17 protein-coding genes are annotated in these 19,756 nt (G+C 35.6%); 12 read left to right on the plus strand and 5 right to left on the minus strand.

Annotated features, from left to right (window positions below; genetic code table 11):
- From ACNQGH_RS21145 to ACNQGH_RS21160, 4 genes are all read left to right on the plus strand, one after another.
- Positions 1-1,726 (plus strand): SusC/RagA family TonB-linked outer membrane protein (locus tag ACNQGH_RS21145; RefSeq protein ID WP_417958004.1); only part of this gene is annotated, 1,726 nt, incomplete at its 5' end.
- A gap of 9 nt (positions 1,727-1,735) precedes the next feature.
- Positions 1,736-3,478 (plus strand): RagB/SusD family nutrient uptake outer membrane protein, encoded by a 1,743-nt coding sequence (locus ACNQGH_RS21150; protein WP_417958005.1) that lies wholly within the window; start codon positions 1,736-1,738, stop codon positions 3,476-3,478.
- 188 nt (positions 3,479-3,666) lie between these two features.
- The gene (locus ACNQGH_RS21155) at positions 3,667-5,889 is read left to right on the plus strand and encodes an alpha-galactosidase (protein WP_417958006.1); all 2,223 of its coding nucleotides are present in this window, start codon (positions 3,667-3,669) and stop codon (positions 5,887-5,889) included.
- Between the two features lie 64 nt (positions 5,890-5,953).
- Complete coding sequence (locus ACNQGH_RS21160; RefSeq protein WP_417958007.1) at positions 5,954-6,853, plus strand: carbohydrate kinase family protein; 900 nt, start codon at positions 5,954-5,956, stop codon at positions 6,851-6,853.
- An 81-nt stretch (positions 6,854-6,934) separates the two neighbouring features.
- Here the strand turns inward: ACNQGH_RS21160 and rpe are convergent, their stop codons facing one another.
- The 5 genes from rpe to ACNQGH_RS21185 all read right to left on the minus strand — a co-directional run bounded on the left by rpe (position 6,935) and on the right by ACNQGH_RS21185 (position 12,130).
- Positions 6,935-7,597: a ribulose-phosphate 3-epimerase gene (rpe, locus tag ACNQGH_RS21165; RefSeq protein ID WP_417958008.1), complete on the minus strand. Its 663-nt coding sequence runs from the start codon at positions 7,595-7,597 to the stop codon at positions 6,935-6,937.
- 353 nt (positions 7,598-7,950) lie between these two features.
- A complete protein-coding gene (locus tag ACNQGH_RS21170; RefSeq protein WP_007137700.1) occupies positions 7,951-8,814 on the minus strand; it encodes a sigma-70 family RNA polymerase sigma factor in 864 nt (287 codons plus the stop codon).
- Positions 8,815-8,979: 165 nt separating this feature from the next.
- A complete protein-coding gene (locus ACNQGH_RS21175) occupies positions 8,980-11,121 on the minus strand; it encodes a polyribonucleotide nucleotidyltransferase (protein ID WP_417958009.1) in 2,142 nt (713 codons plus the stop codon).
- A 152-nt stretch (positions 11,122-11,273) separates the two neighbouring features.
- The gene (gene rpsO, locus ACNQGH_RS21180) at positions 11,274-11,540 is read right to left on the minus strand and encodes a 30S ribosomal protein S15 (RefSeq protein ID WP_113634840.1); all 267 of its coding nucleotides are present in this window, start codon (positions 11,538-11,540) and stop codon (positions 11,274-11,276) included.
- A 128-nt stretch (positions 11,541-11,668) separates the two neighbouring features.
- A complete protein-coding gene (locus ACNQGH_RS21185; RefSeq protein WP_417958010.1) occupies positions 11,669-12,130 on the minus strand; it encodes a GAF domain-containing protein in 462 nt (153 codons plus the stop codon).
- A 75-nt stretch (positions 12,131-12,205) separates the two neighbouring features.
- Here ACNQGH_RS21185 and xrtF point away from each other — a divergent pair, with 75 nt between their 5' ends.
- The 8 genes from xrtF (at position 12,206) to ACNQGH_RS21225 (ending at position 19,375) form a co-directional block, all read left to right on the plus strand.
- Entirely contained in the window at positions 12,206-12,757 is a 552-nt protein-coding gene (xrtF, locus tag ACNQGH_RS21190) for an exosortase family protein XrtF (RefSeq protein WP_417958011.1), read from the plus strand.
- Positions 12,732-13,175: an exosortase F system-associated membrane protein gene (locus ACNQGH_RS21195; RefSeq protein ID WP_417958012.1), complete on the plus strand. Its 444-nt coding sequence runs from the start codon at positions 12,732-12,734 to the stop codon at positions 13,173-13,175. Before xrtF ends, ACNQGH_RS21195 begins: the two co-directional genes overlap by 26 nt.
- Positions 13,176-13,234: 59 nt before the next feature.
- A complete protein-coding gene (locus tag ACNQGH_RS21200; protein WP_417958013.1) occupies positions 13,235-14,065 on the plus strand; it encodes an ATP cone domain-containing protein in 831 nt (276 codons plus the stop codon).
- A 42-nt stretch (positions 14,066-14,107) separates the two neighbouring features.
- The gene (locus tag ACNQGH_RS21205) at positions 14,108-15,463 is read left to right on the plus strand and encodes an MBL fold metallo-hydrolase RNA specificity domain-containing protein (protein ID WP_417958014.1); all 1,356 of its coding nucleotides are present in this window, start codon (positions 14,108-14,110) and stop codon (positions 15,461-15,463) included.
- A 52-nt stretch (positions 15,464-15,515) separates the two neighbouring features.
- On the plus strand, positions 15,516-15,929 hold the full coding sequence (locus tag ACNQGH_RS21210; protein ID WP_417958015.1) for an HYC_CC_PP family protein: 414 nt from the start codon (positions 15,516-15,518) through the stop codon (positions 15,927-15,929).
- Positions 15,930-16,000: 71 nt separating this feature from the next.
- Positions 16,001-18,010 carry a TonB-dependent receptor plug domain-containing protein gene (locus ACNQGH_RS21215; protein ID WP_417958016.1) on the plus strand — a complete coding sequence of 670 codons (2,010 nt, stop codon included), beginning with the start codon at positions 16,001-16,003 and terminating at the stop codon, positions 18,008-18,010.
- 41 nt (positions 18,011-18,051) lie between these two features.
- Complete coding sequence (locus ACNQGH_RS21220) at positions 18,052-18,417, plus strand: heavy-metal-associated domain-containing protein (RefSeq protein WP_417958017.1); 366 nt, start codon at positions 18,052-18,054, stop codon at positions 18,415-18,417.
- Positions 18,418-18,694: 277 nt separating this feature from the next.
- The gene (locus ACNQGH_RS21225; RefSeq protein WP_417958018.1) at positions 18,695-19,375 is read left to right on the plus strand and encodes a DedA family protein; all 681 of its coding nucleotides are present in this window, start codon (positions 18,695-18,697) and stop codon (positions 19,373-19,375) included.
- The last annotated feature ends 381 nt before the right edge of the window (positions 19,376-19,756 follow it).

Genomic DNA, 19,756 nt, shown 5'->3' on the forward strand with positions numbered 1-19,756 from the left:
TACTTTCAGAAACAGTATCGGGATGGATTTTAATGATTTCAAAAGAAAAGACATTGAGCCAACTGTAAGCAATGGGTTTGTTAACAGAAGTACAAACAGTTTGACTTTTGATACCAACAAATATTCAAGTTTAACGATTTCAAACACGTTAAGCTATAACGTGAAACTTTCCAATCATAAAATTGGAGTAGTAATCGGTACAGAATCGACCAAAACCGATTTGAATACCTTATATGCTCGTGCTGAGGGCTTCGCAGTAGAGACAGAATCTTATTTTACGCTTTCTGCCGCAACAGGAATCAGAACAAATAATGGACTTTCTACAGGAAGCAGACTGTTATCTCAGTTTGGTAAGGTAAACTACGCGTTCTCAGACAGGTATTTGGCCACATTCACTATAAGAAGAGACGGTTCATCACGATTTGGAGAAGACAACAGATATGGAATTTTCCCAGCTGCCACTGTAGGTTGGAAGATTAATAATGAAGAATTTTTAAAAGACGTTACAGCGATCTCAACCCTTAAATTTCGTGCGGGTTATGGAGAAGTAGGGAATCAATCTATTGGAGATAATGCTCGTTTTGGGTTATATGAAGCGCGATACGGACCGAATCAAAATGTATATTTTCCTGATTTTTTCAATATCTATTATAATGTTGGAACTGCTTATGATTTGAATGGAAATAATACAGGGAATTTACCTTCTGGTTTTGTATCCATACAGGCAGCTAATTCAGGGCTAAAATGGGAGACTACCAAAGAGGTTAACGTTGGTCTTGATTTTGGTTTTTTTGAAAATAAATTATCTGGTTCATTTGATTATTTTTCAAGAAATACAGTAGGGATTTTAATTAAACCACCAGTTGCATCTGCTGTGGGAGAAGGACAACAACGTTTCGTAAATGGAGCTTCCACTGCAAATAAGGGTTGGGAACTTACATTAGGATACGCTGATAAATTAGATAATGGATTGTCTTTTAATGTTTCTACAAATTTTGGAGCAACAAAAAATAAAATTACAGATTTACCTGCAGAAGTTAGGGCAGCCTATCCAGGGACAGCTGCAAACTCCATAATTGGTCATTCACAGTTTGAAATTTTTGGTTTTAAAACCGAAGGATTATTCCAAAGCCAGGCAGACATTGATTCCCACGCGACTCAGGTAGGTTCTAGATTGGGAGGTATAAAATTTGTTGACATCAATGGTGATGGTGCTATAAATTCAGATGACAGAACTTTTATCGGTACAACACTTCCAAAATTAGAATATGGTGTTAATATTAGTTTAGCCTATAAGAATATTGATTTTTCTGTTTTTGGTTCTGGTGTAGCGGGAAGAATTGGGGTTGATCCTTATATTTACTGGAACAATTTTGTTCAAGGTAGAGAAAATGCAGGACCAGGAACATTTAATGCCTGGACGCCAGTCAATACCAATACAGATGTACCGTCTCTTTCTTTGGCACACAATGACTCTCAAACTTCAGATTATCTTTTTAGAAATAATTCTTATTTTAAAATTAGAAGTATGCAAATTGGATATTCTCTTTCTGATCGTTTAGTTAATAAAACAGGATTCATAACAAGATGCAGAGTTTATGCACAAGGGGAGAATTTATTTTGGTTCACTCCAAAGGGATACATAGGATCAGATCCAGAGCGAACAGATGTTAACAGAATACCAGTGCCTACTACTTTATCATTAGGTGTAAACTTTAATTTTTAATTAATTCTCATGAAAAAATATAATAAAATAGTTATCAGCTTCTTGTCAATCCTATTTTTGGCATCATGTAGCGCAGATTTTTTAGATTATGAACCAACCGGAGTATTGTCTTCCGGGAATGTGGCTACAGCTGCAAATGCGGATGCCCTTGTTAACGCAGCATATGCTGCCATTGGAAATGATGAAATGGTGGGGCCAATAACCCATCAATGGGTTTATGGAAGTGTGCGATCAGATGATGCTTATAAAGGTGGAGGTGGTCGAGGCGACGTTGACGTTATTGACCGTTACGAACAATACAATCTAACAACTCCGGATTACGGAGATTGGATGTTACCTAGAACCTGGACAAATCACTACAAAGCGATTTCAAGAGCTAATTTTGCTTTATCTGTAATCAATGCAATTCCTGATGCGGATTATCCGTTAAAAAAAGTGAGACAAGCGGAGTTGCGTTTTTTAAGAGCGCATTCTCACTTTATGTTGAAATTGTTGTTTAAGAAAGTTCCTTTTATAACAGAAGAGTTGAGTCAGGAACAGATTCTAAAAACTTCTAACGATTTGTCAAATGAAGATTTGTGGAATAAAATTGCGGATGATTTTCGTTTTGCATTTGATAATTTGCCACAATCACAGGATCAGGTGGGAAGAGCTGATAAAAATGCAGCAGCTGGATATTTAGCAAAATTAAGATTGTATCAGGCTTACGAACAAAATGATACGCATCAGGTTACCAGTATTAATGCCGCCAGATTACAAGAAGTTATTGATTATGCAGATAAAGTAACCGGAAGTTTAGAGCCGGACTTTGGGAATAACTTTCTAGATGGTCATGATAATGGATCAGAATCTATTTGGGCCGTTCAGTTTTCTATCAATGATGGTACCAATACAGGAAGAGTTAGTTTTGTAACGGGGTTAAATTCTCCACACGGTACGCCTCTTTACGGATGTTGTGGTTTTCATATGGCAAGCCAGAATATGGTAAATGCATTTAGAACAGATGCTAACGGTTTGCCGTTATTGGATACTTTTAACAATGCAGATATTTTTAACGCGGTTGATGGGAATGGAAATGCACCACTTACTGCAGGTGTTACGGTTGACCCTAGGATTGATCATACAGTGGGAGTTCCTGGAAGACCATTTAAATACAAAAACACACTGAAAGCTACCGGTGATATGGTTTACAAATTCAGCTGGGCGAGAGATCCCGGAGTTTATGGATACTTTGGAAATATGAAAGAGCAACAATCCCCTGATTGTTCCTGTTATGTGAAAAATGGACCATTCATTGGTACTTCAAAAAATGTTGATTTTATAAGATATGCTGATGTGTTATTATTTAAAGCAGAAGCATTAATACAATTAAACAGATATACTGAAGCATTGCCTATAATTAATCAGGTTAGAGCAAGAGCTGCAGCCAGTACAACAATGCCATTAGCGGCAGGAGCTTCAAATGTTTATAAAATTGCCCCATACGCTTCTTTTCCTTCAAAAGATTATGCTATGAAAGCACTTATGTTTGAAAGACGATTGGAGTTTGGAATGGAAGGTCCTCGCTTTTTTGACCTTGTAAGATGGGGTAAAGCGGAACAAGTTTTGAACGCTTATCTTGGTGTAGAAAAAACAAAAAAAGATTTCCTTTCCAATGCGCATTTTACTGCGGGTAGAGATGAGTATTATCCAATACCTCAAAGAGAAATTGATTTTACAGGAGGTTTATACAAACAAAATCCTGGATATTAAAAATAAGGTTAATGAATGTTTGTTTGGGTTAGTGTTTTAAATTAGGTTAAAGGCAAGTTTTGAACTTGCCTTTAATTTTTTAAATTTTTTTAGTAATATAATGAAATACTTTTGCTAAGCGTATTTAGTTCTGATGATGGTTTCATTGGATTTTTTTTACAAAAATTAGTGTTTTTAAAATAAGAATTATGGAAGAAAAACGAGTGTCCTGTCTTAATAAAAAAATCATTTTCCTTTTTAGTTTTATTATTTGCGTCTGCAAGGTATCGGGACAAACCGTAACCATTCCTATTGCGACCTCCAATACGGTGTTATTGCTGCAAACGGATAACAGTAACAGGCTGAGAACCGTTTATTTTGGAAAACCCCTTGACAATGAAAGTGAGTATGCAGCTGTTGCTGCGAATTATAAGTATGATGAAGCCAATGCGGGCATATACAATTCATCCTACACGCCTGCAGGTACCTGGAATCTATCCGAACCAGCAATTCAGGTCAAACATGCAGATGGAAATCCTTCTTTGGAACTGAAGTATATCAGTCACAAAAAAGAAAAAATTGATGGCAATACTTCCATTACAAGTATTCTGTTAAAGGATCCAATTTATCCCTTTGAGGTTACTTTGTTCTACAAAGTTTGGGCAAAAGAAAATATAATCGAGCAATGGACGGAAATAATACACAGGGAGAAAAAAACTGTTTTATTGCAAAAGTACGCTTCTGCTAATTTGTATTTTTCCAATAAAGATTTTTACCTGACGAGTTTTCAGGGAGAATATCTAAAAGAAATGCAGCCTATCGAAACAAAGCTTTTGCAAGGTATAAGGACAGTAGATTCCAAACTAGGGACAAGGGCGATGCTTTTGCAAACGCCAAATTTTATGGTGTCATTTGGTAAACCGGCTTCAGAAAATGAAGGAACTGTTGTACTGGGACAGTTGGCTTGGAGTAGCAACTTCAAACTTGATTTTGAAATCGATTCCCATAAAAATCTTCGTTTAATTGCAGGGATCAACCCGTTCGCTTCAGAATATGCACTGGCTCCGAACGAAATATTTAAAACACCTTCTTTAATTTATGCGTTATCAAATCATGGTACCGGGGAGGCCAGCAGAAATTTACACGACTGGGCAAGAAAATACAGGATATTGGATGGTCAGGGAGAACGTCTTACCTTATTAAACAATTGGGAGGCCACCTATTTCGATTTTGATGAAAATAAAATAAAAGCCTTATTTAAGGATACGAAAGATTTAGGCGTTGATATGTTTTTATTGGACGACGGTTGGTTTGGTAATAAATATCCAAGAAATAATGATGATGCAGGGCTTGGCGACTGGCAGGAGAATAAAAAGAAACTTCCAAGCGGATTGGGCTATTTGGTGAAAGAAGCCAAAAAAGAGGGGGTGAAATTTGGTATTTGGATAGAGCCTGAAATGGTAAATCCTAAAAGTGAATTGTACGAAAAACATTTGGATTGGGTGATACGACAACCGCAACGGCCTGAAATTTACTATAGAAATCAAATGGTGTTGGATTTGTCGAATCCTGAAGTGCAGGATTTTGTTTTTGGAATCGTGGACAATCTATTTGTAAAGAATCCTGAATTGGCTTTTATAAAATGGGATTGCAATGCCGTTATTTACAATGCCTATTCAGCTGATCTCAATAAAAAAGGATTGCCTCAGTCTAATTTGTACGTGGATTATAGTAAAGGATTGTATAAAGTCCTGCAACGAATTCGTGCCAAATATCCAAAAGTCCCTATGATGCTGTGTTCCGGTGGCGGTGGTCGCGGTGATTATGAATTTTTAAAATATTTCACTGAATTTTGGCCAAGCGATGATACTGAGCCTTTAGAAAGGATATTTCTACAATGGAATTATTCTTATTTTTTTCCTTCCATTGCCATTGATAATCATGTCACTGATTGGGGAAAACAACCACTGAAATTTAGAGTTGATGTGGCTAGTATGGGTAAGTTGGGTTTTGACATTGTTGCTGGTAAACTGAGTGAGAATGATAAATTGTTTTGCAAGCAAGCCATAACAAATTACAACTCATTTAAAAACATAGTATGGCATGGCGATATGTTTCGTTTGGTCAATCCTCATGAAAATGATATTGCCGCATTGATGTATGTAAATACAGATAAAAGTAAGGCCATCGTTTTTAACTACTTAGTGAACAATAGATTTAATATCACTGCAACGGAGCGGCCTGTTGTATTAAACGGATTGGATCCGAAGAAAAAATACACCGTAAAAGAAATTAACCTGTATCCGGGTGTTGCTTCAACAGTTACTTCCGATAAAGCATTTACAGGGGATTTTTTAATGAAAGCAGGTGTTAATCCTAATGTTACTTTGCAAAGAACAAGTGTGCTACTGGAGATAAATGAAGTTAAATAAGTAAAACCCTATTTAGGACCGGCAGCTTTTTTTAAGGCTCTTAATTTTTTTAAATTTTATAATTATGAATACAAAATACATGCTAAGTGTCGTTAGCTTTGGTGAAATTTTATGGGATCTTTTTCCAACCCATAAAAAAATTGGGGGAGCACCGTTGAATGTTGCGCTTCGGATGAACTCTTTAGGTACTCAAACGACTATTATCAGTCGCGTTGGAGCAGATCAGGACGGAAAAGAAATTATGGATTTTATTAATAATCATGATATTGCCACGGACTTAATTCAGGTAGGAGAAGAATATAAAACCGGAGCCGTTCATGTAATGATTAATGAGAAAGGAAATGCTTCGTATGATATTTTATACCCGTCTGCCTGGGATAAAATCGTGCAAACACAACTAATGGAGGACATAATTTCAGAAGCAGATGCTTTTGTTTTTGGAAGTCTGATCTGCAGAGACGAAATATCCAGAACTACTTTATATAATCTTTTGGATAAGGCAAAATACAAAGTTTTGGATGCGAATCTAAGAGCTCCGTATTATACCGCGGACGTCCTTAATGAACTGATGTTAAAAGCGGATTTCATTAAGCTTAATGATGAAGAACTCTATGAGATAAGCCAGCAATTGGAATCGCCTTATAATTCCTTTGAGCAAAACATTAAATTTATCGCTGAAAAGACAAATACAAAACATGTTTGTGTAACAAAAGGTGCATTTGGTGCGGTGTTATATTACAATGATAAATTTTATTACAATAGTGGCTATTTTATAAAAGTAGTTGATACTGTAGGTGCGGGAGATTCTTTCTTAGCTTCGTTGATAGTCAGATTGCTTCGGGGGAAATCACCGCAAAAATCTTTGAATTATGCTTGCGCAGTTGGCGCTTTAGTAGCGGGTCATGAAGGGGCCAATCCTAAAATTTCCGATAAAGAAATAGCAAAATTCATGAAGGTTCGATAAGATAGAAATGGAATTAAATATATTTTGCAGAAGAGGAATAAAAAAGTCCCAAAAAATTTTTTTTGGGACTTTTTTTGTTTTTTATAGTGCGGTAATTTTCTTTAATTCTGCGATCGTTGCGGTTGGGTTTTCAGCTTTAAAAACAAAACTTCCCGCCACAAGCACATCAGCTCCGGCTTCCACAAGTTGTTTTGCATTTTTATTGGTAACGCCTCCGTCAATTTCTATAATTGTATTTGCTCCTTTTCTGGTAATCAGATCTTTTAATTTTCGTACTTTGGAGTAGGTGTTTTCTATAAAAGATTGTCCGCCAAAACCTGGATTTACACTCATGATACAAACCAAATCGATATCATTGATTACATCTTCTAAGAGATCAATATTCGTATGCGGATTTAAGGCTACTCCGGCTTTCATGCCTTCCCCTTTAATAGCTTGCAAGGTTCTGTGCAGGTGCGGGCATGCTTCATAGTGAACACATAAGATGTTTGCTCCTAAATCAGCAAAAGTCTTGATGTATCGGTCCGGATCCACAATCATTAAATGCACATCGATTGTTTTTTTAGCATGTCTTGAAATAGCTTCAAGAACGGGCATTCCAAAAGAAATGTTGGGTACAAAAACGCCATCCATAATGTCAATATGAAACCAATCGGCTTCGCTATTATTGATCATTTCGATGTCGCGTTGCAGATTAGCAAAATCAGCAGCAAGAACTGATGGTGCAATAAGTGTATTCTTCATTGTGTAGTTGTATTGTTTGTGCAAAAGTAGTTTTTTTTACGGCAATTGACGAAAGTTTTTTTAATTGCAGCAGCAAGCTTTTGGTAAAGGGATTGAAGGGAAATCCTTTTTATTTTTTTTATTTTTAATAAAAAGATTGCACGCGACTCCAAAGTTTTTCGAAGAGGACCCAAATGATTGGAAACAGCAATAGGTAGTTGGATCTAAAATAGATTTAGACTTAAAAAAATAAAACTCCGGTAATCAGCCGGAGTTTCAATCATCAATCAAAAAACGAACAGTCAATCAAACTGTTGTTCATTTTGAATTAAAAGATTTAAAATTTAAAAATTTTAATTGGGGAATATTGTGAATTAACCTAAGTAGGTTTTTAATATTTTACTTCTGGAAGTGTGTTTCAATCTTCGGATTGCTTTTTCCTTGATTTGACGCACACGCTCACGAGTTAAGTCGAAAGTTTCTCCAATTTCCTCTAATGTCATTGGGTGTTGATCACCAAGACCAAAATATAAACGAACTACATCGGCTTCTCTTGGAGTCAATGTTTCTAATGAACGCTCGATTTCAGTACGCAATGATTCGTGGATTAATTCTCTGTCCGGATTTGGAGATTCACCAGAACGCAATACATCGTAAAGGTTAGAATCTTCTCCTTCTACCAGAGGGGCATCCATTGATAGGTGACGACCAGAGTTTTTCATGCTCTCTTTTACGTCATTTACGGTCATGTCAAGTTCTTTTGCAATTTCCTCAGCAGATGGCGGACGCTCGTTAGATTGCTCTAATAAAGCGTACATTTTGTTGATTTTATTGATAGAACCAATTTTGTTCAATGGCAAACGAACGATACGGGATTGTTCTGCCAATGCTTGTAGTATAGATTGACGAATCCACCAAACGGCATATGAAATGAATTTGAAACCACGTGTTTCATCAAAACGTTGTGCTGCTTTTATCAATCCTAAATTTCCTTCGTTAATCAAATCGGGAAGGGTTAGCCCTTGATTTTGATATTGTTTGGCTACCGAAACCACGAAACGTAAATTGGCTTTTGTCAATTTCTCTAATGCTTTCTGGTCACCCGCTTTAATCTTTTGTGCTAATTCTACCTCTTCGTCAGCGGTAATAAGGTCAACTTTTCCAATTTCTTGTAAATACTTGTCTAATGAAGCAGTTTCACGATTGGTTACCTGCTTGGTGATTTTTAGTTGTCTCATGTTTTTTTTTGTCTCCTAAATTTTAAGTGTACAAATGATTATACGTACGAAGTTGCTATAAAGTTACAATAGTTTTGAAAATAATTTAATTAAAGACAAAAATCCCGTTTCAAATACATGAAACGGGATTTTCTATAAATAAACCTTTAGTAAACTAAGATCTGATTACTCTCTTTTTTCCTCACGTGCAGGTCTTGGTAAAAGTGCTTTTCTTGACACTTTTTCTTTTCTTGTTTTTGGATCCATACCTAAGTATTTCACTTGAAAAACATCTCCCATTTTCACAACGTCAGAAACATTTTCAGTACGTTCCCAAGCTAGCTCAGATACGTGAAGCAATACTTCATTTCCTGGTGCAGCCTGGTATTCAACCACCGCTCCAAAATCAAGCATTTTAATTACTTTCACATCATATGCTTCGCCAACAACTGGTTTGAAAGTCAATGAGTCAATTTTACGTAAAACTGCTTCGATTCCGTCAGGATCAGTTCCAAGAATTTCAACTTCACCTTGTTCGTTCACTTCGTTGATTACGATAGTTGTTCCTGTAGATTTTTGTAATTCTTGAATTACTTTTCCACCAGGTCCAATCAAGGCACCAATAAAGTTACCAGGAATGGTTACTTTGATAATTTTCGGAGCATATTTCTTAACAGTTGGTCTTGGCGTAGCCAAAGTTTCTGTTATTTTTCCAAGGATATGCAAACGACCGTCACGAGCTTGAGCTAATGCTTCTTCCATGATGTTGTAAGCCAGTCCTTCGATTTTGATGTCCATTTGACAAGCAGTAATTCCATCAGCAGTTCCGGTTACTTTAAAGTCCATGTCTCCTAAATGATCTTCATCGCCAAGAATATCAGACAATACGGCAAAACGACCTGTTTTATCATCAGAAATTAATCCCATTGCAATACCAGAAACGGGTTTGATCATTTGGATACCAGCATCCATTAATGATAATGTTCCTGCACAAACCGTTGCCATAGAAGAAGAACCGTTAGATTCCAGTACTTCAGAAACGATACGAATAGTGTAAGGACAATCAGCAGGAATCATGTTTTTCAAAGCTCTTTGAGCTAAGTTTCCATGACCTACTTCTCTTCTTGAAGTTCCTCTTAAAGGTTTTGCTTCACCGGTAGAGAAAGGAGGGAAGTTATAATGTAAATAGAATTTTTCTTCACCCTGTTGTGATGGAGAATCAATTTGGTTTGCTTCTCTGGAAGTTCCTAAAGTAGTTGTAGCCAATGCTTGAGTTTCTCCTCTTGTGAAAATTGCAGAACCGTGAACGGATGGCAAATAATCTACTTCAGCCCAGATTGGTCTGATTTCAGTAGTTTTTCTTCCGTCAAGACGCAAACCTAAATCAAGGATTACATTACGAACCGCTTCTTTACTTGATTTTGAAAAGTATTTAGAAACTAAATCTCCGTTTTCAGCTAATTCTTCTTCAGTAAATAATGCTTTTACAATTTCTTTTACTTCAGCAAATTGAGCAGTTCTTTCGTGTTTCGCTGTTCCTTCTTTTGCAATAGCGTAACATAAATCGTAAGATGCCGATTTTACTTTGTCGTAAATTGCAGTATCTTCTTTTTCTTGCTCGTACGTTCTTACTTCTTTTTTACCAAAAGCAGCAACTAATCTTTCTTGCGCTTCGATTTGAATTTTGATCGCTTCGTGAGCAAATTTAATGGCTTCCACCATTTCGTGTTCTGAAATTTCTTTCATTTCACCTTCTACCATTGCGATAGAATCTTTTGAAGCACCAATCATCATGTCGATATCAGACAATTCTAATTGGGTGCGACTTGGATTGATGATAAATTTACCGTCAACTCTGGCCACACGAACTTCAGAAATCAATGTTGAAAAAGGAATGTCAGATAGAGATAAAGCTGCTGAAGCGGCTAAACCTGCTAATGCATCCGGCATAACATTTTCGTCATGAGACATCAATTGAATCATCACTTGCGTTTCAGCATGATAATCATTTGGAAAAAGTGGACGCAATACACGGTCAACTAATCTCATGGTTAAAATTTCACTATCGCTTGGTCTTGCTTCTCTTTTAAAGAAACCACCTGGAAAACGTCCGGCAGCAGCAAATTTTTCGCGATAATCTAATGTTAAAGGCAAGAAATCAATTCCTGGACTTGCTTTTTTGGCAGATACAACTGTTGCAAGCAACATGGCATCTCCCATTTGTACTACTACAGAACCATCAGCTTGTTTGGCCAATTTACCTGTCTCGATTGAGATGCTTCTGCCATCTCCTAAATCGATAATTTCTTTTGAAACTTTTGGAATCATAATTTTAATTCTCTTAGATTAAACAATGGGTTCTAGTTGTGTTGTAGTTGTTGTTGTGCGTAGTTAATGCCTAAAACCCAATGAAAAACCAAACTTTTTTATTGTTGTATATAAAAACAAAAAGAGGCACTTTCGCACCTCTTTTATATTGATTATTTTCTGATATTCAATACTTTGATAATTTCACGGTATCTGTTGATTTCTGTTTTCTTCAAATAATCCAACAAAGATCTTCTTTTACCTACTAGCAATACTAATGAGCGCTCTGTGTTATAATCGTGACGATTTTTTTTCAAGTGCTCCGTTAAGTGGCTAATTCTGAAAGTGAACAAAGCGATTTGAGCTTCTGCTTTTCCAGTGTTTGTTTTTTCTCCGTGTTGAGCGAAGATTTCTTCTTTAATCTCTTTAGTTAAATACATTCCAATATTTGTTTAATGATTTTTATGTATGTCGTACATCCATTGTAAGACGGGTGCAAATATAATCTTTATTTTTAAAAAGGCAAGGTAAATTTCGTTTAACCTTTAAGAATTTAATATCCACTATATTAAATGGTATATAATTTTGCAATTTCCTGATTTACAAACTCCAAAAACAGTTCGTCATCTTTAGTAAAGGGGTCTAAAACATGACTGTCAATATCAATTTGTCCTATATTTTCTCCGTTAACAAAAAGAGGGACCACTATCTCCGATTTTACCGTAAAACTACAGGCTATATAATTGTCCTGCGCAGCTACGTCAGGCACAACAAAATTTTCGTTAGAAAGGGCTACTTGTCCACAAATGCCTTTTCCAAAAGGGATTACGGTATGATCTGTTGCTGCTCCGACATAAGGGCCTAAGTGCAGGGTTTTAGTTTCCTGATTTGCAAAATAAAATCCTACCCAATTGTAATAGTCTACAGCGTCACTGAGCAGCTGACAAACAGCCAGGAGTTTTTCATCTCTTGAAAGGGTTGTGTTTAATATGATTTCACTTACTTTTGGGTGTAATTCTTGAAATGTCATGGTTTTTATTTATATTTATGCAAAAGTATTTAAAGTAGGTTTCTAAAATTATATAAATTTGTTAAAAAATAGATTTTGAAAAAATATTTTATACGCTACAAACCTTTTTTGTTTTTTTTGGGGACCTTCTTTTTGACTTACATTGTTCTTACTTTTTTGTATCAGGAATATCTGAATAGTTTTGGAGAAAACAAACTGGACACAATTACCAGGCTGGTAGGTGAAAATACAAAGCAAGTATTGCAATGGTTTGATAGCGGAGCGACTGTTGAAGAAAATAAATTAGATCCTCATATTAAGTTGTTCTACAACCGAAGATATATGGCCCGAATTATTGAGGGCTGTAATGGAATTAGTGTTGTCATTTTGTTTGCGTCCTTTGTGGTGGCTTTCTCAGGGAAATTAAAACCGACGCTACTTTTTATTTTTGGCGGAAGCCTGTTTATTTATCTGTTGAATGTATTAAGAATAGGGGTTTTATGCGTGCTAATGTTTAATTTTCCGAATCAAAAGCAATTGTTGCACGGAGTCCTTTTTCCTTTATTTATTTACGGAGTCCTTTTTATTTTATGGTTAATTTGGGTTAATAAATTTTCAAAGTATGCTTCAAAAACTACTAAAGAATAAAATGAGACTGGTGCAATTTGTTTTTTTAGTTGCGCTATTAGTGCTTATTCGTGCCTATGAGGATCAGTTGTTTTACGATCCTTTTTTGAATTATTTTAAAAGTGATTTTAAGAATTTACCCTTACCAAATTTCAATGCCTTCCAATTGTTTTTGGGGCTGTTTTTCCGTTATACATTAAATACGATGATATCATTAGGCATCATCTATATCCTTTTCAAAGAAATACAAATGGTGCAATTTGCCTTAATTTTGTATTATTTTTTCTTTATGATTTTAATTGGTGCTTTTTTCTATATCATTTACTACAGCAGAGAATATAATAATTTAGCTCTTTTTTATGTTCGTCGGTTTTTAATCCAGCCCATTTTTGTCCTGTTATTCGTTCCGGGATTTTATTTTCAAAAACAAAATAAGTAATCTTTTTTATTTACCTTTAATGTTGAATTTAATTATTTAATTATCAACGCGATAAGGGTATGAAAATAGTAAAACATTCCGGTGATATTGTTGAATTTAATGCAGAAAAATTAAAAAAATCGTTGTTGAAATCAGGTGCCAGCAACGAAGTGGTTGAAAGAATTTTGCAATCGATTCAAGGCGAAATCTACGAAGGAATTTCTACGAAGCATATTTACAAAATGGCTTTTTCGATGTTGAAACGAATAGCTAATTCACACGCAGCACGTTATAATTTAAGAGAAGCAATCCGATTATTAGGACCGGCAGGTTTTTTCTTTGAAAAATATATAGCGCGTCTCTTTTTTGCGGAGCAATATGAAACCCTGACAAACCTGACTTTACAAGGAAAATGCGTTTCGCATGAAATTGATGTTATAGTCAAGAAAAATGATACTATTGCAATGGTGGAGTGTAAATATCATGCCGGCAGGGATGCGGCGTCTGATGTGAAGGTTCCCATGTACATATTGTCTCGTTTTAATGATTTAAAAGACAATCAGCATCCCATTTTTAATAAGGAAGAAATTATTTCAAAATGCTGGATTGTCACCAATAACAGGTTTACAACAGACGCTATCGATTTTGCCAACTGTTCCGGATTGAATTTATTAAGTTGGAATTACCCTGAGGATAATAATTTAAAAACAAAAAACGACACCGGTTACCTTTATCCCGTAACTTGTCTGACCACTTTGTCACTTGCCGAAAAAGATAAATTGTTAATCCTGGATGTGATTTTGGTGAAAGAGATCATCAACAATTCAGATTGTTTGGAAAAAATTGAATTGAGTGCCAGCCGAATAAAAAATGTATTAAAAGAAGCTTCGGATTTGTGTGGGTATTTTTAAAAATGTTGTGTTCGGGATTGTTTAATTTAAAATTCAAGTCAAATGAAAATTAAATTTATTGGAGGCGCAGGAACTGTAACTGGTTCTAAAACATTAATTGAAAGCAATGGAATTCGAATTTTGATAGATTGTGGACAATTTCAGGGTATTAAGCCTTTGCGGGAACTCAATTGGGAACCATTACCTGTTTTACCGTCAACAATAGATTTTGTTTTGTTGACCCATGGGCATTTGGACCACTGTGGCTGGTTGCCCCGATTAGTCAATCAAGGTTTTAAAGGCAAAATTTATTGTACGAGTCCTACTGCAGCTGTAGCTAAGCTGATTCTTCTGGACAGTGCTAAAATTCAGGAAGAAGAGGCCCGAATAGCCAATGAAGGAAAATTTTCTAAGCATGAAGTCGCTGAGCCGCTTTATACGGTAGCGCAGGCGCAACAAGTTTTCCCCCATTTCAGAGTGATTAAAGTCAGGGAACCCATTCCTTTAGATGCGGAAATTTCGGCTGTTTTTTTTAATGCAGGACATATTATTGGTGCCTGTAGTATTGAAGTGACGCTTGAGAATCAGACTTTGGTTTTTTCAGGGGATATCGGCCGTGATAATGACCTCCTCATGTATCCGCCGACCAAGCCCAAAAAAGGCGATTATATATTTCTTGAAAGTACCTATGGCGATCGACTCCATCCCAATACGGATCCCAAACTGGAACTGGAAATGTATATCAACAATACCGTGGAAAAGGGAGGGACAGTGATTATCCCCAGTTTTGCCGTGGAACGTGCCCAAATGATAATGTATTTGTTATGGCAACTTAAAGAAGAAGGCCGAATTCCCAATATTCCCTATATTATTGATACGCCAATGGGAATTAATGCGTTGGAGATTTTTATCAATAATAAAAATTGGCATAAATTATCGTTGCGCGAATGTACCGAGATGAGCAAAATGTTCACGATGGTTTCTGATTATCAGGAAACGATTGAAAATGTTTTTGATGAACAGCCTAAAGTAGTGATTGCAGCAAGCGGAATGGTTACTGGCGGCAGGGTCCTGACGTATCTGGAGCATTATATCGGTTTGCCTCAGACGACAGTAATCATTGTAGGTTATCAGGCCGAAGGGACACGCGGAAGAAAATTATTGGAAGGGGCAAACGAAATTAAAATTCACGGCAAATATTATCAGGTTCTGGCGAAAATTCTGGAAATAGAAGGATTGTCAGCGCATGGCGATCAAAAGGATTTACTGAATTGGCTTTCTGCTTTGGAAAATAAACCTAAAAAAGTATTTTTAGTTCATGGTGAGAATGTGCCGCTGGACGAACTTCGGATAAAAATTCATGAAAAATATGGCTTTGACTGTAAAGTTCCTTTGATGGGGCAAGAATTTGAGCTGTAATTTTTAACAAAAAAATGATTTTAGAGGTCAATTAAATCACTAATTTTGTACTATGAAATTCAAAAAGCAAATTAGTTTTCTTCTTGCTTTTTTCCTATTGGTTTCCAATACGGGATTGTCTTTTGATGTGTATTATTGTGGAGATAAAATAGCCTCCATTCATCCCTTTTTCCTGAAATCCGGTGAAGCTTCCAACTCTGTTGAAAAAGGATGTTGTGAAAAAATAGCCGCAAAAAAGGACCGTTGTTGCAAAGATAAAGTAGTTCATTTCCAAAAAAAATCCGATAATTTACTGATAAAAGCATTTGCCTTAAATGCAGATTTGCCCTTTTTGAAAGAGCAGTGGAATTCGGTTACTTTCTCCGGAGTTGCCAATTTTAAAAGCTTTGAAAATACCGCTTACTACTGTGATTCTCATGCGCCGCCACTTTTCAAACTGTACAGCCAATATATTTTCTACGCCTGATTTTTAATGTTTTTAAAGTCAGACCTCTTTTTGGGGTTTGAAGTTTTTTTTAAACATTAATAATCTTTATCATGCAAAAAATAATAACGCTTTTCGTTATGGTTTTGCTTTCAAATGCTGTTTTTTCTCAAGAAAAACTAAAGGAAGTCAAAATTGTGAAAAAGCAAAAAGGAATTCAAAAATCATTTACGGTAACAGGCAATACAACGCTTATAACGAGCAAAGAATTACTTAAAGCTGCCTGTTGTAATCTGGCTGAAAGTTTTGAAACCAATCCGTCGATTGATGTTAGTTTTTCCGATGCTTTGACGGGAACAAAACAAATAAAAATGCTGGGACTCACCAGTCCCTATCTGATGATTACCGAAGAAAATATCCCGTCAGTTCGTGGCGCTTCTCAAGCATATGGATTGTCATTTACACCCGGAACTTGGGTGGAAAGCATCCAAATTACAAAAGGGGCAGGAAGTGTGGTCAATGGATATGAAAGTATATCCGGGCAAATTAATACCGAATTAATTAAGCCGATCAATGACATTCCCTTTTTTCTGAATGCCTATGGTTCGTCGGATTCCCGTTTTGAACTGAATACTCATTTCAATAAAAAAATATCAGATAAATGGAGTAGCAGTCTGTTGCTACACGGGAATACCAGAGTGGCGAAGACCGATAGGAATAACGATGGTTTTTTGGATAATCCATTGGCTAAACAAATCAATTTACTCAATCGGTACCAATATTACAATGCCGAAAAAGGGTGGGTGAGTTTTATCAATTTCAGGTATATGAATGATGAAAAACAAACCGGTGAAGTAGCCTTTAATCCTGACAGAGACAAAGGGACTACCAATTATTGGGGTTCTGAAATCAACACGGAACGATTGGATGTTTCTACAAAAGTGGGATATGTTTTTCCAGAAATGCCGTATCAGAGCATTGGTTTTCAGAATGCTTTTGACAGTCATAATCAACAGTCTTATTTTGGGTTGAATCAATACAATATTAAACAGAGCAGCTATTATTCCAACTTGATTTTTAATTCGATTATCAATAACACGATGAATAAGTTTGCTGCAGGTTTGAATTTTACCTATGATAAATACCAGGAATTTGTCAATATAAATGACTACAGCAGAATTGATAATTCAGTTGGTGCTTTTTTTGAATATACGTATGATAATGCAGATAATTTCAGCATTATTTTGGGTGGAAGAATTGATAATCACAATCGATTGGGGACCTTTTTAACACCGCGAATGCATCTGCGTTACAATCCTTGGGAAAAAGGTGTTTTGCGATTTTCAGCAGGCAGAGGGAAACGAAGTGCCAATATATTTGCCGAAAATCAACAGCTTTTTGCGAGTTCAAGACAATTTGATGTTGTAGCGTCAAACGGAAAAGTATACGGTTTAGATCCGGAAATTGCATGGAACTATGGAGTGAGTTTTGCTCAAAAATTCATGCTCTTCGGCAAAAGTGCCGATGTTGGGTTTGATTTTTACAGAACGGATTTTCAGAACCAGGTTGTTGTTGATGTGTTGAATAGTCCACAAGAAGTGTTATTCTATGATCTGAAAGGAAAATCAGTTGCCAATAGTTTGCAATTGGAATTCAACTATGAAATTGTTGCGCATTTGAATTTTCGCTCCGCCTATAAATTTTACGATGTAAAAACCGATTATATTTCAGGTAATTTCCAAAAGCCATTGCAAGCGAAGCACAGGTTTTTTGGTAATCTGGAATACGAAACCCACGTTGGAGACCAAGGAAAGCAATGGAAATTTGATTATACTTTCAATTGGATTGGTCAACAGCAATTACCCAATACGGCAAGCAATCCAATAAATGAAAGGTTACCGCAATTTTCGCCCTCTTATTCATTGATGAATGTTCAGATTACAAGAGTTTTTTCTGCTGCATTTGAAATGTATGCAGGCGGAGAGAATATTGGAAATTATTCACAAAAAAAAGCTATTATTGGTTCTGATAATCCTTTTGGACCAAATTTTGATGCTTCCATTGTGTATGCACCTGTTTTTGGACAAATGTATTATGCGGGATTGCGATTCAAAATAAAATAAGCCCAACAAAAAAAAAGTAATGACAATAAAAAAAAGTAAAAATGAAAAATATAATTGTAATAGTACTAATTAGTTTCTTAGGATTTTCGGTGCAGGCCCAGGAATCGAATACCAGCGAACAACTGCAAAAAAAGAATAAAAATGCCCATTATACTACAGAAGTGAATGGCAATTGTGAACAATGTCAGAAACGAATACAAAAAGCGGCGTTTTCGGTTCCTGGCGTTAAATCAGCCAATTGGAACATAGAAAATCATCAGTTGAGTTTGATTTTGAATGAAGAAAAAACGTCACTCTCAGCGGTGAAAAAAGCGGTTGCAAAAGTAGGGCATGACACCGACGAGATAAAAGCAACAAAAGAAGATTATGACAATCTTCACAGTTGTTGTCAATATGAAAGATTGTAAATTAAGAGGTCCAAAATGAAAAAGTTTTGGACCTTTTTTTAATGGTAAAGGCTTTAAAATATTTTCCTTGCCAAATAAAATTTTATTTATGGTAAATGAAAATCCCAGATAAAAAGAGGTTTTGCTGAGAAAAACAGTATTAAATTAAAAGGGTAACAACTGTGATCATTATGTTTTTAAAGCGTTAATTAAACTTTAAAATGCTACAATAAATTGTGGTTAAGGTTATTTATTCTTACTTTCACGACCTAATAGATTAAATTAGAAACCGATATTTATGAATAATTTCGATTGGACACAATTACTCAATCCAGAGTTTTACATTACCCTTAACATAGCAGGAATTCAGATAGGTTTATATATTGTTTTATTTATAATTTTTGCTGAAACTGGACTTTTTGCAGGTTTTTTTCTTCCGGGAGACAGTTTGCTTTTCCTAGCAGGGATTTACAGTAAAGATTTGGTCCAAAATATGGTTAGCATAGAAAGCGATTTTATTAACGTTACCTTATTGTCGTTATTGGTCGCTGTTGCGGGAATTTTGGGTAACATGGTGGGCTATTGGTTTGGAGCGAAAAGCGGGTATTATTTATTTAAAAAAGAAGATACTTTTTGGTTCAAGAAAAAATATTTATTGCAGTCCAAAGATTTCTTTGAAAAGTATGGTGGGAAAGCCATAATATTTGCTCGCTTTCTGCCAATTTTCAGAACTTTTGCGCCTATAGTGGCAGGAATTGTATCGATGGATAAAAACAGATTTATGTTCTTTAATGTTTTAAGTTCTTTTTTATGGTCCTTTATTTTAATCTTTTCAGGTCATTATCTGTATGGAATCTTTTTGGATAAATTTGGAATTGATTTGAAAGAGCATATTGAATATATTATAGTAGGAATTGTACTTGTTACCACTGTACCGGTTTTATTTAAGCTTTTGAAAAAAAGGGTGCACATCAAATAAATTATTTCAACCTTAAATTAAAAACTCCGTTTACTTTTAGCAGTGAACGGAGTTTTTTATTTAGGGTTGAAACAGGATTGGTTTAGTACTACACTATTGATTCAGATTGGATATTTTTTTATTTGTGAAATCAATTGCCCGTCATTTGAAAATCTTTCGGTCAGGACCAGAATTTCTTCCCGATTTCCTTTGGAAAGCTGATCTCATAATTTGCGTTTTCCTTACTTGCAATTTAAAAGAACAAAAAAAATCCGTTCACTTTTGGGAGGCCACTGAAAAACATCGCCTATTTTGATTAGTGCCGTTTTTTAGACAATAAAAAAACGCTTGTAACAGGATTTTAAACATCCGTTATAAGCGTTTTTCTTTTTGCAACTGTTT

Origin of the sequence: Flavobacterium kochi (assembly GCF_048286715.1) — a bacterium.
Lineage (GTDB): Bacteria > Bacteroidota > Bacteroidia > Flavobacteriales > Flavobacteriaceae > Flavobacterium.

Excerpts from the sequence above, each read along its gene's own strand:
- ACNQGH_RS21150 (WP_417958005.1), top strand. The coding sequence starts at position 1,736 with ATGAAAAAATATAATAAAATAGTTATCAGCTTCTTGTCAATCCTATTT.
- ACNQGH_RS21155 (WP_417958006.1), top strand. The coding sequence starts at position 3,667 with ATGGAAGAAAAACGAGTGTCCTGTCTTAATAAAAAAATCATTTTCCTT.
- ACNQGH_RS21160 (WP_417958007.1), top strand. The coding sequence starts at position 5,954 with ATGAATACAAAATACATGCTAAGTGTCGTTAGCTTTGGTGAAATTTTA.
- rpe (WP_417958008.1), bottom strand. The coding sequence starts at position 7,597 with ATGAAGAATACACTTATTGCACCATCAGTTCTTGCTGCTGATTTTGCT.
- ACNQGH_RS21170 (WP_007137700.1), bottom strand. The coding sequence starts at position 8,814 with ATGAGACAACTAAAAATCACCAAGCAGGTAACCAATCGTGAAACTGCT.
- ACNQGH_RS21175 (WP_417958009.1), bottom strand. The coding sequence starts at position 11,121 with ATGATTCCAAAAGTTTCAAAAGAAATTATCGATTTAGGAGATGGCAGA.
- rpsO (WP_113634840.1), bottom strand. The coding sequence starts at position 11,540 with ATGTATTTAACTAAAGAGATTAAAGAAGAAATCTTCGCTCAACACGGA.
- ACNQGH_RS21185 (WP_417958010.1), bottom strand. The coding sequence starts at position 12,130 with ATGACATTTCAAGAATTACACCCAAAAGTAAGTGAAATCATATTAAAC.
- ACNQGH_RS21195 (WP_417958012.1), top strand. The coding sequence starts at position 12,732 with ATGCTTCAAAAACTACTAAAGAATAAAATGAGACTGGTGCAATTTGTT.
- ACNQGH_RS21200 (WP_417958013.1), top strand. The coding sequence starts at position 13,235 with ATGAAAATAGTAAAACATTCCGGTGATATTGTTGAATTTAATGCAGAA.
- ACNQGH_RS21205 (WP_417958014.1), top strand. The coding sequence starts at position 14,108 with ATGAAAATTAAATTTATTGGAGGCGCAGGAACTGTAACTGGTTCTAAA.
- ACNQGH_RS21210 (WP_417958015.1), top strand. The coding sequence starts at position 15,516 with ATGAAATTCAAAAAGCAAATTAGTTTTCTTCTTGCTTTTTTCCTATTG.
- ACNQGH_RS21215 (WP_417958016.1), top strand. The coding sequence starts at position 16,001 with ATGCAAAAAATAATAACGCTTTTCGTTATGGTTTTGCTTTCAAATGCT.
- ACNQGH_RS21220 (WP_417958017.1), top strand. The coding sequence starts at position 18,052 with ATGAAAAATATAATTGTAATAGTACTAATTAGTTTCTTAGGATTTTCG.
- ACNQGH_RS21225 (WP_417958018.1), top strand. The coding sequence starts at position 18,695 with ATGAATAATTTCGATTGGACACAATTACTCAATCCAGAGTTTTACATT.